Origin of the sequence: Sanguibacter sp. Leaf3, from assembly GCF_001425965.1 — a bacterium.
GTDB lineage: Bacteria > Actinomycetota > Actinomycetes > Actinomycetales > Cellulomonadaceae > Sanguibacter > Sanguibacter inulinus.
This window is the reverse complement of the sequence record NZ_LMRH01000003.1, coordinates 494,352-509,773: the sequence shown is the minus strand read 5'-3', so window position 1 is coordinate 509,773 and position 15,422 is coordinate 494,352. Positions and strand designations below refer to the sequence as shown.

Below are 15,422 nucleotides of genomic sequence, written 5' to 3'. Positions count from 1 at the left end.
GCGGTCCCACGACCGCTGTCACGGCTGCCGCCCTGCCGGGGCGCAGGTGTACTCGGGCGGGCCGAAGGGTGTCCCCGGGCTGCCTGTCCAGCCGGAGCCGTAGGGCATGGCCGCGATCTCGAGCCCGGCGTCGTCGCTCGGTGGTCCTGAGGACGCCAGCTGGTCGGCCTCGGTCCGGTGCCTGTCGGAGACGGGTCCGAGCAGGACCGAGACGGCCTCGAGGATCTCCTGGTACCAGGAGCCACGGTCGGCGAGGGAGCGCCGGATGAGCTCGATGCCGGGGCGGTGCGCACGCAGCACGCCTTCTCCGGCACCGGTCCCGGCCCGCGACGCGAACTCGAGGACCATGGGCAGGTAGTCGGGCAGCTCGCCCTCCTCGGGGGTGAAGCCGCAAGCCCTGTAGCGCTGCTTGAGCGAGAGCAGCGCCATGCCGCGCTGGCGGGTGTCCCCGTGCAGGTAGTAGCTGAGGAACAACGACGACCTGCGGCGCAGGTCGAAGGTCTCGACGTAGTGTGCGCGTGCCTGCGCCGGGGTCTGGTCCGTGAAGGCACGCCAGAACACCGCCAGGTGCGCTGCCGGGACTGATGCCGGCAGCGCGGCCACAGCCTCTCCCAGCAGGTCGAGGTCGGCGTAGAGCGCCTCGTCGGGGTACCCGAGGAGGACGCTGCACAGGGCCAGGACGTCCGCCCGGGCAGGGACCTCGACGAGGTCCCTGCGGCGCGAGCGCCGCAGCAGCGGGATCGAGATCTTCCTGCGGGGAGCACGGCCCTGCCCGGTGGCCGAGGTGCCGCCAGGTGCCGGCGCAGCGCGCCCCGGTGCCGAGAGCGCAGGTGAGGTGGCCGGCGACAGCGCTGCCGAGGCGGAGGTCGGCGTCGTCATGACGGCCGCCGCACCTGGAGCGATACGGCCACGGGTCCTCCGCGGGTCGACGCTGCGCTCATCCCTGGCCCGCCCGGGGAGTCGAGGGAGCAGCCGGAGGCCCACGACGCCATCTCGGCGGCGTCTTCACGGTGGGCAGACGGGATGACGTAGCGGTCTTCCATCTTGGCGATCGCCAGCAGCCTGTAGAGCTCTTCGACCTCCTCGGCCGTCAGCCCGACCCTCTCGAGCAGAGCCGTGTCGACCTCGCCGTCGAGGGTCCGCTGGCGCATGTGGGTGCGCATCGCGGCCAGCCGCATGAGCACCCCGGCCACGACGTCGACGTCCCCCGCGGAGAACAGGCTCGCGAGGTACTCGAGCGGGATGCGCAGCGACGCGATCGTGTGGAACACGTCGTCGGCGTCGCCGTCGTCCTTGCCGAGCTCGGTCGTCACGTCGAGCACGGGCGAGAGCGGCGGGACGTACCAGACCATCGGCATGGTCCTGTACTCGGGGTGCAGCGGGAGGGCGACCTTGAACTTCTGGATGAGCTTCCAGATGGGTGAGTCCTGCGCAGCCTTGATCCAGTCCTCGGCGATCCCCTCGGCCCGCGCCGCCGCGATCACCTCGGGGTCGGTCGGGTCGAGGAAGACGTCGCGCTGGGCGTCCAGCAGGTCCTTGGGGTCCTCGACCGAGGCTGCGGCCTCGACGGCGTCGGCGTCGTACAGGACCAGCCCGATGTACCGCAGCCGGCCCACGCAGGTCTCGGCGCACACCGTCGGCTGGCCGACCTCGATCCGCGGGAAGCAGAAGGTGCACTTCTCGGCCTTGCCGGTCTGGTGGTTGATGTAGACCTTCTTGTACGGGCACGCCGAGACGCACATGCGCCAGCCGCGGCACGCGTCCTGGTCGACCAGCACGATCCCGTCCTCGACGCGCTTGTACATCGCCGACGACGGGCACGCCGAGACGCACGCGGGGTTGAGGCAGTGCTCGCAGATGCGCGGCAGGTGGAACATGAAGGTCTGCTCGAAGGACAGCTGGACCTTGTCGACCATCGAGGCGAGGTTCGGGTCCTTGGAGGCGATCTCGGGCGAGCCGGCGAGGTCGTCGTCCCAGTTGGAGCCCCAGGTGATCTTCATGTCCTTGCCCGTAATCGCGCTCTTGGGGCGGGCGACCGGGACGTGCTGGCCGGCAGGCGCCGAGACCAGCTGGTCGAAGTCGTAGGTGGCGGGCTCGTAGTAGTCGTCGAGACCGGGCATGTCCGGGTTGGAGAAGATGTGCGCCAGACGGCGCAGCCGTCCGCCCGAGCGCAGCCGCAGCCGGCCCTTGCGGTCGAGCTCCCAGCCCCCGCGCCAGCGGTCCTGGTCTTCGTACCCACGCGGGTACCCCGTGCCGGGCTTCGTCTCGACGTTGTTGAACCAGACGTACTCGACCCCGTCGCGGTTGGTCCACGTCTGCTTGCAGGTCACCGAGCAGGTGTGGCACCCGATGCACTTGTCGAGGTTCATGACCATCGCGACCTGTGACATGACACGCATCAGTACTCGACCTCCTGGTTGCGGCGGCGGATGACCGTGAGCTCGTCGCGCTGGTTCCCGGTCGGTCCGTAGTAGTTGAAGGCATAGGTGAGCTGGCCGTATCCACCGAGGAGGTGGGTCGGCTTCATCATGATCATCGTGAGCGCGTTGTGGATGCCCCCGCGCTTCCCCGAGGCCTCTGCCTTGGGGACGTCGATGTTGCGGTCCTTGGAGTGGTACATGAAGACGGTCCCCGTCGGCATGCGGTGCGAGACCACGGCGCGGGCCACGACCACACCGTTGCGGTTGACCGCCTCGATCCAGTCGTTGTCCGCGATCCCCGCCGTCGCGGCGTCGGCCTCGGAGACCCAGATGGTGGGGCCCCCGCGGGAGAGCGCGAGCATGTAGGGGTTGTCCTGGAACTGCGAGTGGATCGACCACTTGGAGTGCGGGGTGAGGTACCGCACGGTGACCTCGGTCGACCCCGGCTCGGAGAAGCCCTGGTGCCCGAAGTGCCGGGCCATGTCGAGCGGCGGCCTGTACACGGGGAGCTGCTCCCCGAGCTCGGTCATCCAGTCGTGGTCGACGAAGAAGTGCTGGCGCCCGGTGAGGGTGTGCCAGGGCTTGTGCCGCTCGACGTTGATGACGAAGGGCGAGTAGCGCCGACCGCCCTTCTCCGAGCCGGACCACTCGTAGCTCGTGAAGACGGGTTGTGGGCCGGTGAGCGTCTGGGCGAAGGTCACCTGCCGCTCGTGGTTCTCCTCGGCGAGGTCGGCGAGAGGCTTGCCGACCCGCTTCTCCAGGGCGGTGAACCCGGCGAGCGAGACTCCCCCGTGGGTCGTGCCGGACAGCGCGAGGATGGCCTCGCACATGTGCGCCGCGGTCTCGAGCGACGGTCGGCCCTTCGCGACCCCGTCCGGGCGCACGCCGTTGGCCTGGGCGAGGAAGGCGACCGAGGACTCGGGGACGACGGTCACGCCCTTGGTCGTCGTGCCGAGGGTCGAGACGAGCGGGCCGACGGCCCGCATCTTCTCGCCGATCTGCGTGTAGTCACGCTCCACGACGACGAACCGCGGCATCGTCACGCCGGGGACAGCCTCGCACTCGCCCTTCGACCAGTCACGGACGACGCCCCCGGGCTGGGCCATCTCGTCGGGGGTGTCGTGCGTCAGGGGTGCGGCGATGACGTCGGTGCGTGTCCCGAGGTGGACGGCTGAGAGCTCAGAGACCTTGTCGGCCAGGCCGAGGAACGCGTCGTAGTCGGTCCGCGCCTGCCACGGCGGCGCGATGGCCGCGTCGAGCGCGTGCACGAAGGGGTGCATGTCGGTCGTCGAGATGTCCTGCTTCTCGTACCAGGTCGCGGCTGGCAGGACGATGTCGGCGAACAGCGAGGTCGACGTCATGCGGAAGTCGATGTTGGTCAGCAGGTCGAGCTTGCCCTCGGGCGCGTGCTCCCGCCAGACGACGTCGCGGGGGCGGCGGTCGGGTGGTGTCTCGGTCGCGCGCAGCGAGGAGTCTGCGCCGAGCAGGTGCTTGAGGAAGTACTCGTTGCCCTTGGCCGAGTTGCCGATGAGGTTGGCCCGCCACACCGTGAGGACCCGGGGGAAGTTCTGCGGGTCGTCAGGGTCCTCGACGGCGAACTTGAGGGTGCCGTTCTTCAGCTCGGAGACGATGTGCTCGGCGACGGGGACCCCTACCTCGGCGGCCTCGTCGCACAGGTCGAGCGGGTTCTTGTCGAATCCTGGGTGGGAGGGCGACCAGCCGAGGCGGGCGGCCTGCGTGAGGCAGTCCATCATCGACCGCTGCGTGAGCCTGCCGGGTCCGGCCGGCGAGACCAGCTCGTCGGCGCCGAAGCCCTCGTAGCGCCACTGGTCTGTCGCGGCGTACCAGAACGAGGTGCTCGTCATGTGGCGGGTCGGTCGCTGCCAGTCGAGCGCGAAGGACATGTGCTGCTGGCCGGTGAGCGGGCGGGCCTTCTCCTGCCCGACGTAGTGCGCCCATCCGCCTCCGTTGACTCCCTGGCAGCCTGTGAGGGTGAGCAGGGCGATGAAGGTCCTGTAGATCGTGTCGGAGTGGAACCAGTGGTTGGTCCCCGCGCCCATGATGATCATGGACCTCCCCTCGCTCACCTCGGCGTTGCGCGTGAACTCGCGGGCGATGCGCACGCACTGCTCGGCGGGCACACCGGTGAGGTCGGCCTGCCAGGCCGGGGTCCCGGGCGACTCGACGTCGTCGTAGCCCGTGGGCCACGTCCCCGGCAGACCGTCGCGACCCACGCCGTACTGCGCCATGAGCAGGTCGAAGACCGTCGTGACGAGGACCGTGCCCACCCGGAGCGCCGGGACCCCGCGCACGATCGTCCCTCCGCCCTCGGTCACGCCGACGTCGAAGCGCGGCAGGGTCACCTCGACGCCCTGGGCGGTCTGGCCCTGGTGGGTCAGGCCGAGCAGGCTCAGTGCCGGGTCGTTCTCCTCGAGGTCGAGGTTCCACCGGCCGACGCCGTCGTCGGTCCACCTGTCGGCGAGCGTCCCGTTCGGGACCGTGAGGGCGTCGGCTGCGGTGTCGAGGAAGACCGGGCGGAACTCAGGCCGTGCCCCGGTGGCCCCGGCGACCGGCACGCCGGCTGCGGTCGCGGCGGCCGAGGTGAGGAACTTCGACGGGTGGAACGTCGCCTCCGGTCCGTCGCCGTGCTGCTCGAGCGTGACGAGGAAGGGCGCGTCGGTGAAGGTCCGCGAGTAGGCCTCGAAGTACGGGACCTGCCTGTCCCTGTAGAACTCCGTGAGCAGGACGTGGCCCATCGCCTGGGCGAGCGCACCGTCGGTCCCCGGCGCCGGCGCCATCCAGTCGTCGGCGAACTTCACGCTGTCCGCGTAGTCAGGGCTCACCGCCACGACCTTGGTGCCCTTGTAGCGCGCCTCGGTGAGGAAGTGCGCGTCGGGGGTCCGGGTCACGGGGACGTTCGAGCCCCACATGATGATGTAGCTCGAGTTCCACCAGTCCCCGGACTCGGGGACGTCGGTCTGGTCGCCCCAGACCTGCGGGCTCGCCGGCGGGAGGTCGGCGTACCAGTCGTAGAAGGACAGGAGCGTCCCGCCGATCATCGACAGGAAGCGCGTGCCGACACCGAAGCTCGCCATCGACATGGCCGGGATCGGTGTGAAGCCGACGCAGCGGTCGGGGCCGTAGGTCTTGATCGTGTAGACGTGGGCGGCGGCCATGATCTCGGTCGCGAGCTCCCAGTCGGCGCGGACCAGGCCGCCCTTGCCACGGGCACGCTTGTAGAGCGTCGCCTTGAGCGGGCTCTCGACGACCTCGGCCCAGGCCGCGACGGGGTCTCCGAGCCTGCACCGGGCGTCCAGGTACATCTCGAGCAGGACCCCACGGACGTAGGGGTAGCGCACCCGCGAGGGTGAGTAGGTGTACCAGGAGAAGGAGGCACCGCGCGGGCAGCCGCGCGGCTCGTACTCCGGGCTGTCGGGTCCTGTGGTCGGGTAGTCGGTCCCCTGGTGCTCCCAGGTGATGAGGCCGTCCTTGACGTAGACGTCCCACGCGCACGACCCCGTGCAGTTGACGCCGTGGGTCGAGCGGACCACCTTGTCGTGCGCCCACCGGTCACGGTAGAAGGAGTCCCACTCCGAGGGGTCGGTCTCGATAATCGCGTGGGCGGAGTCGAGCACCTCGGTCCCCGGGAAGTGGCTACGGGTCGTCAACAGCTTCTTGAGCAGGGGCGACATCGGGGCGAGATCAGGCTGAGGCACTGGAGAGCTCCTTCGGGCACGAGGACGCTGGGGCTTGAGGACGCTGGGCTTGAGTGTGCGGTCGCCAGGGCCCACTCCGGCCGGGGACCTTTGTGCTTGAATCGGGGGAAGCGGGTGTTTCGCGGCACCTGCGCACGTTGTCCGTGCAGGGCTCCCTGCAGGAGCACGAGGAGGAACGGTGACCAGACGTCAGGGCCAGGTCGGCTACGACGGGACGACCGGACGCACCGACCACGGGGGTCGGCGGACGCACATCATCCAGATCCTGCGTGACTCCAGAGAGCCCCTGTCGGTCTCTGACGTCGCCCGGGAGGTCGGCGTCCGCGCCGCGGCAGCGCGTTCCCACCTCGAGTCGCTCGTGGACGCCGGGCTCGCCGAGCGCACCCACCAGACCCGGTCGACACCAGGCCGGCCGCGGGTCCTGTACGTGGGCACCCTGCCCAACCAGACGCACGAGCGGGCTCAGGGCTACAGGGTGCTCGCCGAGGCCCTGACCTCGACTGTCGCCGCACACGTCCCGGACGCGCACGGCGTCGTCTACGGCGTCGGGCGCGCATGGGGCCGCCAGCTCACCGACCCACCGAGCCTGCTCGGCACCGTCGACGAAGCCTCCGTCACCGAGCACCTCGTGGCGAAGATGGACGCCCTGTGGTTCGCACCGTCGCTCGACGGTGCCGAGCCCGTCGTCCCCTCGACGAGCGCGGGGCTCCTCGTGCTGCACAACTGCCCCTTCACCGTGACGTCGCGGTGCGACCCGCAGGTCGTGTGCTCGCTGCACGCCGGGCTCGTCAACGGGACGCTCTCCGAGCTCGGGTCGAACCGGCGGGTCGTCGCGCTGCACCCGTTGGTCGGCCCGCACCGCTGCGAGGCCCACCTCGAGGAGGTCGACCGGACCACCCACGACGAGGCCGCGCCGGTACCGATCGTGCTGACGGGTCGGCCGTCGCCGACGGTCGCAGGCGCTGTCGTCGTCGACCGAGGGGCGGGTGCTGCGGCAGTCTCGGGGGCGCATCAGCTCTTCGCCTCGGCGCCGGGGCGGGCGTAGTAGTACCAGGCGATCGCGGCGCACACGAGGGCGTAGACGATGATCCCGGAGAACACGACGGTCCGGGACAGGTAGTTGAAGAGCATGGAGAACACGAAGGGGCCGAAGGCGGCGATCGCCGCGGTCCACCCGATGACCCCGCCCGCCTGGCGGGCCGGGAAGATCATCGGCATCTGCTTGAAGGTCGCGGCGTTGCCGATCCCCGAGAAGAAGAAGACGCAGATCATGCCCGTCATGAACATCGTCAGCGACGGCGCACCGTCCGCCGGGACGGCGAGCTGGCCGTAGAGCACCAGGCCTGACGACAGCGCGACGCCGACTCCTGAGACGACGGTCCAGACCCCACCGCCGAAGCGGTCGCACAGCGGGCCCCAGCAGATGCGCGCCAGCGAGCCGACGAGGGCCCCGAGGAACACGAGCCTGAGGTGGCCGGGGCCGAACTGCGCCTTGAGCAGCATGCCGAAGGTACCCGCCAGCCCGGAGAAGATGCCGAAGGTCAGGGCGTACTCGGCGGTCATGAGCCATGTGTGCTTGGTCGAGAAGATGTCGAACTGCTGGCGGACGTTCGCCTTCACGGGGATCGACCTGAGCGTCGTCCACGAGAGGACCACCGCGACGACAGCGAAGGGCAGGAAGATCAGACCCGGGTTCTGCAGCCACACCTGCGTGGGTTCCTCGCCCTCGGGCCGGGCCAGCTGGCCCGCCATGCCGAGCATGCCGAAGCCGATCGCCCACGGCACCACGAGCTGCACCACGGAGACGCCGAAGTTGCCGATGCCGGCCTGGAGACCGAGCGCCGTGCCCTGCTTGCTCTTGGGGAAGAAGTACGACGTCGAGGGCATGTAGCCCGAGAACGCCCCGCCGCCGATACCGGCCGCGAGCGCGAGCGCGACGAGCAGCGCGTAGGACGGCTGGCTGGGGAGCATGACGACCCAGGTCCACCCGACGAGCGGGATGATCATGAGCAGAGCCGAGAGCGTCATCATCCTGCGGGTGCCCAGGAGCGGCGGCAGCGTCATCCAGACGATGCGCAGGAGTCCCCCGCTCAGGCCCGGCATGGCGAGGAGCCAGTACGACTGGCCCTCGGTGAGGTCCCAGCCCGTGACGGTGCCGAGCGTGGGGACGAGCGCCCCGGGCAGGTACCAGACGACGAAGGCCAGCACGAGGTTGAAGGTGGTGACCCACAGGGTGGACCAGGCGACCCGCGGGTCCCACCTCTCGGGGTCGTTCGGGTCCCAGTCGAGGAGGTCCCGCCGGGCGTCGTCGGTCACGGCGTGGGTGGGGTGCGCATCGGCGTCGGCTGCGGCCACGGGGCTCCGTCCTGAGGTGGGGCGAGGTGTTGATGGCCGACCGTACGGATCCAGGCGCCGGGGCAGGTGAGACCTTCGTCCTGTTGTGCTCTGTTTGAGTAGACATGTCTATGGGCTCGAGGTAGCGCCCTCCTCGGGAGGTCCTGTATTGCTGCGCATCAACGGGGAGGCGTGACGCCTGCGGGCCGGGTGGAGAGTCGGCGCAGGGGTTGGCTCGATCTCAGGAGGCGACAGCCCCTCGCAGACCTGGGGGGCGACGGGCCCTCGCAGGCCTCCTGGCGACGGGCCCTCGCAGACCGGCCGCACGGGGAGCGCCGCGAGACCCTCACCACCACCTCGGCACCGGCATTGCGTCGGAACAAAGAGACGACCCCCAGGTGCCGCTGAGTCCCCGTCCTCGAAGGTCACGATCGTGTGAAGATCGCCCGTCTCCGGAAGGGCACCTAGACCTAGGTGCCGGCCACCCCCGGGACGACGCGGACCGCGCGCCCGAGCATCCAGCGGGCGTCCGTGCGCACAGCGGACGCCCGTCGGGACGCCCAGCGCCCCCGCCGGTCGGCACGAGTAGATAAGGTTCGAGCATGACGCCCGACCCGGTCTCCTTCGACGTGCTCGACCGCGCCTCCGGAGTCCTGCTCGGGCAGGCGTGCGGAGACGCGCTCGGCGTCCCCTACGAGTTCGACTACCCGCCCGAGGGCGAGGCGGAGATGCGTGGCGGCGGCCTCGGCCCCTACGCGCCGGGTGAGTGGAGCGACGACACCCAGATGGCGATCTGCGTGGCGCGCGTGAGCGAGCGCGGCGGCGCCCTCGACACCGAGGCGGAGCTCGACGAGATCGCCGCGGCCTTCGAAGAGTGGTTCGCGCGTGGCGCGACAGACGTCGGCGCCCAGACCCGCACGGTCCTCGGCGACGCCGCGCGGATGCAGGGGTCGCCGTCGGCGCGGCTCGTGGCCGCCTCGGAGCAGCTGCACACCCGGACGGGCAAGACCGCCGGCAACGGTGCGCTCATGCGCACGGGCGTCGTCGGGCTCGTCGCGCTGACCGACCGCGAGGCCACGGCCCGGGCGGCAACCGCCGTCGCGCGCCTCACGCACGCAGACCCGCTCGCGGCCGAGTCGTGCGTCCTGTGGTCCGAGGCGATCCGGGTCGCCGTCACCGAGGAGCGCCTCGACCTGCGGTCCGGGCTCGACCTGCTGCCCGAGGACAGGCGCGACCGCTGGGCCGCGTGGATCACGGACGCCGAGTCCGAGCGTCCCGTCGCCGACCTGCAGAACAACGGGTTCACGGTCACGGCCTTCCAGGCGGCGTGGCACGCGATCTTCCGCTCGCCGTTCTTCTCGGCAGGCCAGATCACCGAGTACGACCACATGGTGTCCCACCTGCCCGACGCCCTGCACCGTGCCGTGCGCATCGGCGGGGACACGGACACCGTCGCGGCGATCGCCGGGGCGCTGCTCGGCGCGCGGCACGGCACGCGGTACATCCCGCGCGAGTGGGCCTTCGCCGTGCACGGCTGGCCCGGGGTCCGCGGCATCGACGTGTCTCGCATGGGCCGCCGCACGGCCCAGCACGGGCTGTTCGAGGCGGCGTCGACGGAGACCGAGACCGCCGAGGTGGCCCTCACGACCCCGGAGACCGGCCAGACGTGCCCGGTGTGCGGGACGGTCAACCGGCAGCTCGAGCGCTACCCCGACCAGGTGTGCCTGTGGTGCGTGGCGTGGGCGACCGACGAGACCGGGCGCGGCGTGCTGCTGTTCAACGCGAGCTTCTCGGGCGGCCTCGACGCCCAGTACGACGACGGCACCCCCGCGACCCCCGCGGCACGGTCGGGCCGCATCCTCATCGGCGGGCGTCGCTACTACGCCCAGGAGGCCCGCTTCGGCGGGATCGTGGTGCTGCCGGCGGACTGAGCAGGGCTCTGCGCAGACGAGTCTTCCGTCCACGCTCGGACGAGCGGGGCCCGTCGAGTGCGGGCCCCGTCGAGCGGGGGCCCCTCGAGTGCGCTCCCCTGCAGCCCGCCCAGCGGGCATCCATGCCCCACGCGCCTGCGCCCTCTCGACCGCACCCCGGGTCGAGGGACGCTTATCGGCAGGTCAGGGCACCCCCATGAGGGTTCCATCAGAGTTTCACCCGGGTTAACCCTGGGTCCACAGCCAACGCACAGGGTTGTCGGTGTCCGCTCCTGATGAGTACCTCACCAAGGAAGAGTCCATGACTTCACGCGTTCCCTCCGCCTGGCTGAAGGTCGCCGGCACCGGCGCCCTCGCCGGATCCCTCGCGCTCGGGGCATCGACGCCCGCGCTCGCCACCGACAGTGCCCCCACAGGCCCGAAGAACATCATCGTCCTGATCGGCGACGGGATGGGCTACAACCACATCGACGCCACGAGCCTGTACCAGCACGGCACCACCAACCACCAGGTCGCTGTCGACCCCGCCGCCGGGACCGTCGAGCACGTCCCGGGCACGCCGTCGCAGGTGTTCCAGTCCTTCCCCGTGCAGGTCGCCATGTCGACGCACTCCGCCAACGGCCGCGCCGAGTACGACCCGACCAAGGCGTGGGCCGACTTCACGTGGATCGCCGAGGGCGCGACCGACTCGGCCGCCGCCGGGACCGCGCTGGCGACAGGCGTCAAGACCAACAACGGGATCCTCGGCGTCGACCCCGCGGGCAACGTCGTCAAGAACGTCGCCGAGCGCGCCGCGGAGCTCGACAAGGCGACGGGCGTGGTCACCTCGGTCCCCTTCAACCACGCGACCCCGGCCGCCTGGGGCGCGCACAACGCGAGCCGCAACGACTCGACGGGCATCTCGACCGAGATGATCGACGGCCCCCTCGACGTCATCATGGGCGCCGGGCACCCGGGCTACGACGACGACCACCAGCCCCGCGACTCCGACTACTCGCTCATCAGCGAGAGCGACTTCCAGCGCCTGCAGGACGGCCAGACCGCCCGCACCTTCATCGAGGACCGCGCAGACTTCGAGGCCCTCGCGACGACCGAGGGCGGACCGACCCAGGTGTTCGGCCTCGCGCAGGTCGCCAACACCCTCCAGCAGGGCCGCTCGGGCGACTCCGAGGGCCAGCTGCCCTTCGCCGTCGCGCAGAACGACGTCCCCTCGCTCGAGACGATGACCAAGGGTGCGCTCAACGCCCTCGAGCAGGACGAGGACGGCCTGTTCCTCATGGTCGAGGGCGGCGCGATCGACTGGACCGGCCACGCCAACGAGACCACCCGCAACATCGAGGAGACCGTCGACTTCAACGCCTCCGTCGAGGCCGTCGTCGAGTGGGTCGAGACCGAGTCCAGCTGGGACGAGACCCTCGTGATCGTCACGGCCGACCACGAGACCGGATACCTCGACGGGTCGTCCTCGGACCCGACGTGGACGCCGATCACCGGTGATAAGGGCCAGCTGCCCGACCAGAAGTGGTTCTCCGGCAACCACACCAACCAGCTCGTGCCGCTCTTCGCCAAGGGCGTCGGCTCCGACCTCCTCGGCTCCTACGCGGTCGGCTCGGACCCGGTCCGCGGTGCGTACCTCGACAACGTCGACGTCGCCCGGGTGGCCTTCGAGTCCTGGGGCCGGGAGGACGCCCCCGAGCAGGAGGGCATCGAGATCCAGGCGAACGTCCCCGAGATCGGCGAGGCCGAGGGCAACCTCACCCTCACGGTCGCGGACGGTGTCGTCGCGCTCGACGGCGGCAAGAACATCGGTGACAGGCTCCGGTTCCTCGGTCAGCTGCCGACGGTCTCGGTGACCGACTCCCGCTCGAACGCCGTCGCGGGGACGGGTGGCTGGACGGTCTCCGGGCAGGCCACCGACCTGAGCTCGCAGGGCCAGACCATCCGCGCCCAGCACCTCGGCTGGACCCCGAGCACCGCCGCCGCGAAGCCCGGCGTCACGCTCGGCTCCCCGGTGCGCACGGTCATGGGCGAGGGCACCGGCCTCGGCGCCCCCGCGACGCTCGCGACAGCGAGCACGGAGGGACGCCTCGGCACGACGGACCTGGGGGCCGAGATCGGCCTCGAGGTCCCCGTCGACACCCGCGCCGGCGAGTACACGGGCGCGCTGAGCGTCTCGCTCTTCCCGGTCGACTGACCCAGGCGAGGTGCCGGTCGGTCCGCGCGACCGGCCGGCACCTCGCGTCGTCGGGGCGCTGCCCTGACCCCTCGATCCCCTCGCCCGTGGCGCGTCGGACGACGCAGCCCGGCCCTCACCCTCGGACATGCCCATGACCTCTCGGCTCTCCCGCGCCACCCACCTGCTGGTCTCGACCGCTGTCGCGGCAGTCGTCGTCACCGGAGCCGTCGCGCTGCCCGCGGCGGGCGCGACACCCGCCGGACCGGCGCTCTCGACTCTCCCCGCGACGGCGCTCCCCGCGGTACCCGCCGGGTCTACGCTCTCGGCTCTCGCAGCCGCGTCGCTCCCCTCGACGACCGACGACGCTGCCGGCTCGACCACCTGGACAGTCGAACCCGCGACGGCCGACGGCCCGGACGGGCGCGTCTCGCACCGCATCGACGCGGAGCCTGGACAGACCGTCGCCGACCACGTCGCCGTCACCAACTTCTCGGCGCACCCCGCGACCTTCGAGCTGTACGCGAGCGACGGGCTGGTCACCGCTGACGGCCAGTTCGACCTGCTGCCCGCCGGGACCACCCCGACAGACTCGGGCGCCTGGGTCGCGATCGGCGAGGGCGGGGTCCCCGCCGCCGAGGGCTCGACGCCTCTGCGCGTCGAGGTCGGTCCCGAGGCGACGGTGACCGTCCCCTTCACGCTCACGGTCCCCGCCGACGCGTCACCCGGCGACCACCCCGCCGGGATCGTCGCAGCGCTCGTGCCGGCCGCGGGCGAGCAGCAGGTCAGCTTCGACGCGCGCGTCGGCGTGCGCCTGCACCTGCGGGTCGCGGGGGACGTCGTGCCAACGCTCTCGGTGACCGACGTCCAGGCGACGTACGCGTCCTCGTGGAACCCCTTCGCCGCCGGTGCGGTCGAGGTCGACTACACGGTGACGAACGAGGGCAACGTGCGGCTCGGCGCCGGGACAGCCGTCGAGGCATCGGGCCCCTTCGGCTGGGGTGAGGCCTCAGCCGAGGGCACCCCGCAGCGCGAGCTGCTGCCCGGCCAGAGCGCCACGTCGACCGTGGTGCTCGACGGGACGTGGCCGCTCGGCCGGATGTCTGGTGACGTCACGGTGATCCCGGTGGTCGTCGGGGACGACGTGGTCGAGGTCGAGGTGCAGCAGGTCTCCGCGGGCTGGTCCACCTGGGCGGTGCCGTGGGCGCAGCTCGCGCTGCTGGCCCTCGCGATCACCCTGGTGCTGCTCGCCCGACGGTCCCGCCGCCGCCGCGAGGCCGCGACCCAGCGCCGCATCGACGCAGCCGTCGCCGCCCGCGAGCGCGAGACGGTCGACGCCTGACGGTCTTCAGAAATTCAGCGCGTAGACCTTTCCATCTTTCCTGCTCACACGAATAGAGTGACGTCCGGCAGCTGCCACACACTTTCCTGCAGGGGGAATAATGATTGAAGACGAAACGACATCGGCCAGCTTTTCTGACGGTCTTGTCAGCCGACGTTCCGCGCTCCGTGGCGCTGGCGTGATCGCTGCCGCGCTCGCGCTCGGGACAGCATCGACGCAGGCCGCGGTGGCCGCGGTGCCCGCCCGTGCGGAGCAGTTCGTCGCGCTCTGCGAGTCGCAGAAGGGGAAGGAGTACGTCTGGGGCGCGGCAGGACCGAATTCCTTCGACTGCTCTGGCCTCATCTACTGGGCGCTCGCCCAGATGGGGATTCCGTCCGTCCACCAGTCCGCGTCACTCATCAACGCGACCTCGAGGATCACGACAGCGCAGGGCGCCACCACCCGAGGTGCGCTCCTCTACCGTCCGGGCCACATCGCCGTCTCGCTCGGTGACGGGCGGACCATCGAAGCCATGAACCCCGCCAACGGCGTGAGGTATGGCTCCGCGACCCCCTCGTCGTGGACAGCAGCCGGCATCATCCCGCAGCTCGCGGCCGCTCCCGCCCCGAACCCGCCCGCCGTCCCTCCCCGGATCGCCGTGCTGGGCGGGGACGGGCAGGCTGTGGTCAAGGAGGGCAACCTCTGGGAGTCCTGGCAGAACATGGGCATCGCGGGCAAGCAGGTGGTCGTCGAGGGCTGGCGGACCGGTGTCCTGACTACCGACGGCGTCCTCTACGTCAAGGAGGGTGCTCTCAACGCGCAGTGGTCTGTCCTCTTCCGCGGCGCCACCTCCTTCACGATGTCCGGCCAGCGGGTCGGCGTGATCGATACCGCCGGGACCGCCTGGGTCAAAGAGGGTGCTCTCAACGCAGGGTGGACCAACATGTCCGGGGCGGTCACCCAGATCGCTCTCGACGGCGACAGGGTCGCGATCCTCGGCTCGAACGGCGTCGCCTCCATCAAGGAGGGGAACCTGCTCGCCGACTGGGTCGCGCAGTACAACGCCGCGAAGAGCATCGCCCTGGGCGGGACTCGCATCGGCGTCATCACGAGCACCAACGCCGCTCTCGTCAAGGAGGGCAACCTCTGGGAGTCGTGGACCGAGGTGGCAGGCGATGTCGCCGTGCTGACTCTCACGCCGGACCGGGTCGGGATCGTCGGACGGAACGGCGTCGCCTCGATCAAGGAGGGTGGCCTGAGCACGGGCTGGCTGGGGCAGACCCCCGGCAACACCACCGACATCAGGCTCGTCCGGAACCGGATCGGCGTACGGCTGACCGACGGGAGCATCTTCGTCAAGGAGGGCACTCCCTACGAGGCGTGGGTGGGACAGCTCGCAGGCAAGTCCGTCAGCCTGAGCTGAGGCCCGGACGTCCGAGACGACGATGCCCTACCCCTCAGGTCGAGGGGCAGGACGTCGTCGTCCGGCGCGGAGTCACCGATCACCCGGTGCACGAACCGAGGTCG

General features: G+C 70.8%; 9 protein-coding genes. 5 read left to right on the top strand and 4 right to left on the bottom strand.

All coding sequences use genetic code 11. The annotated features are described in order from the left end of the window. Positions 1-18: 18 nt before the first annotated feature. The 3 genes from narJ to ASG53_RS15655 are packed head-to-tail and all read right to left on the bottom strand — an operon-like array spanning position 19 to position 6,112. On the bottom strand, positions 19-879 hold the full coding sequence (gene narJ, locus ASG53_RS15665) for a nitrate reductase molybdenum cofactor assembly chaperone (RefSeq protein WP_082544116.1): 861 nt from the start codon (positions 877-879) through the stop codon (positions 19-21). Continuing rightward, the gene (narH, locus tag ASG53_RS15660) at positions 876-2,399 is read right to left on the bottom strand and encodes a nitrate reductase subunit beta (protein WP_056135500.1); all 1,524 of its coding nucleotides are present in this window, start codon (positions 2,397-2,399) and stop codon (positions 876-878) included. Before narH ends, narJ begins: the two co-directional genes overlap by 4 nt. Next, positions 2,399-6,112, bottom strand: a complete 3,714-nt coding sequence (locus ASG53_RS15655) for a nitrate reductase subunit alpha (RefSeq protein ID WP_082544115.1) — start codon at positions 6,110-6,112, stop codon at positions 2,399-2,401. The genes narH and ASG53_RS15655 overlap by 1 nt, the downstream gene beginning before the upstream one ends. A gap of 202 nt (positions 6,113-6,314) precedes the next feature. Between ASG53_RS15655 and ASG53_RS15650 the strand changes: the two genes are divergently transcribed. Then, positions 6,315-7,181 carry a helix-turn-helix transcriptional regulator gene (locus ASG53_RS15650; protein ID WP_056135493.1) on the top strand — a complete coding sequence of 289 codons (867 nt, stop codon included), beginning with the start codon at positions 6,315-6,317 and terminating at the stop codon, positions 7,179-7,181. Here ASG53_RS15650 and ASG53_RS15645 read toward each other — a convergent pair. Beyond that, positions 7,148-8,491 carry an MFS transporter gene (locus ASG53_RS15645; protein WP_235533968.1) on the bottom strand — a complete coding sequence of 448 codons (1,344 nt, stop codon included), beginning with the start codon at positions 8,489-8,491 and terminating at the stop codon, positions 7,148-7,150. The genes ASG53_RS15650 and ASG53_RS15645 overlap by 34 nt on opposite strands. A 581-nt stretch (positions 8,492-9,072) precedes the next feature. Here ASG53_RS15645 and ASG53_RS15640 point away from each other — a divergent pair. From ASG53_RS15640 to ASG53_RS15625, 4 genes are all read left to right on the top strand, one after another. Further along, positions 9,073-10,401: an ADP-ribosylglycohydrolase family protein gene (locus ASG53_RS15640; RefSeq protein ID WP_082544114.1), complete on the top strand. Its 1,329-nt coding sequence runs from the start codon at positions 9,073-9,075 to the stop codon at positions 10,399-10,401. A gap of 301 nt (positions 10,402-10,702) precedes the next feature. After that, entirely contained in the window at positions 10,703-12,595 is a 1,893-nt protein-coding gene (locus ASG53_RS15635) for an alkaline phosphatase (protein ID WP_056135491.1), read from the top strand. Between the two features lie 133 nt (positions 12,596-12,728). Further along, positions 12,729-13,916: a hypothetical protein gene (locus ASG53_RS15630; RefSeq protein WP_082544113.1), complete on the top strand. Its 1,188-nt coding sequence runs from the start codon at positions 12,729-12,731 to the stop codon at positions 13,914-13,916. A gap of 100 nt (positions 13,917-14,016) precedes the next feature. After that, positions 14,017-15,318, top strand: a complete 1,302-nt coding sequence (locus ASG53_RS15625; RefSeq protein WP_082544112.1) for a C40 family peptidase — start codon at positions 14,017-14,019, stop codon at positions 15,316-15,318. Positions 15,319-15,422: the final 104 nt, after the last annotated feature.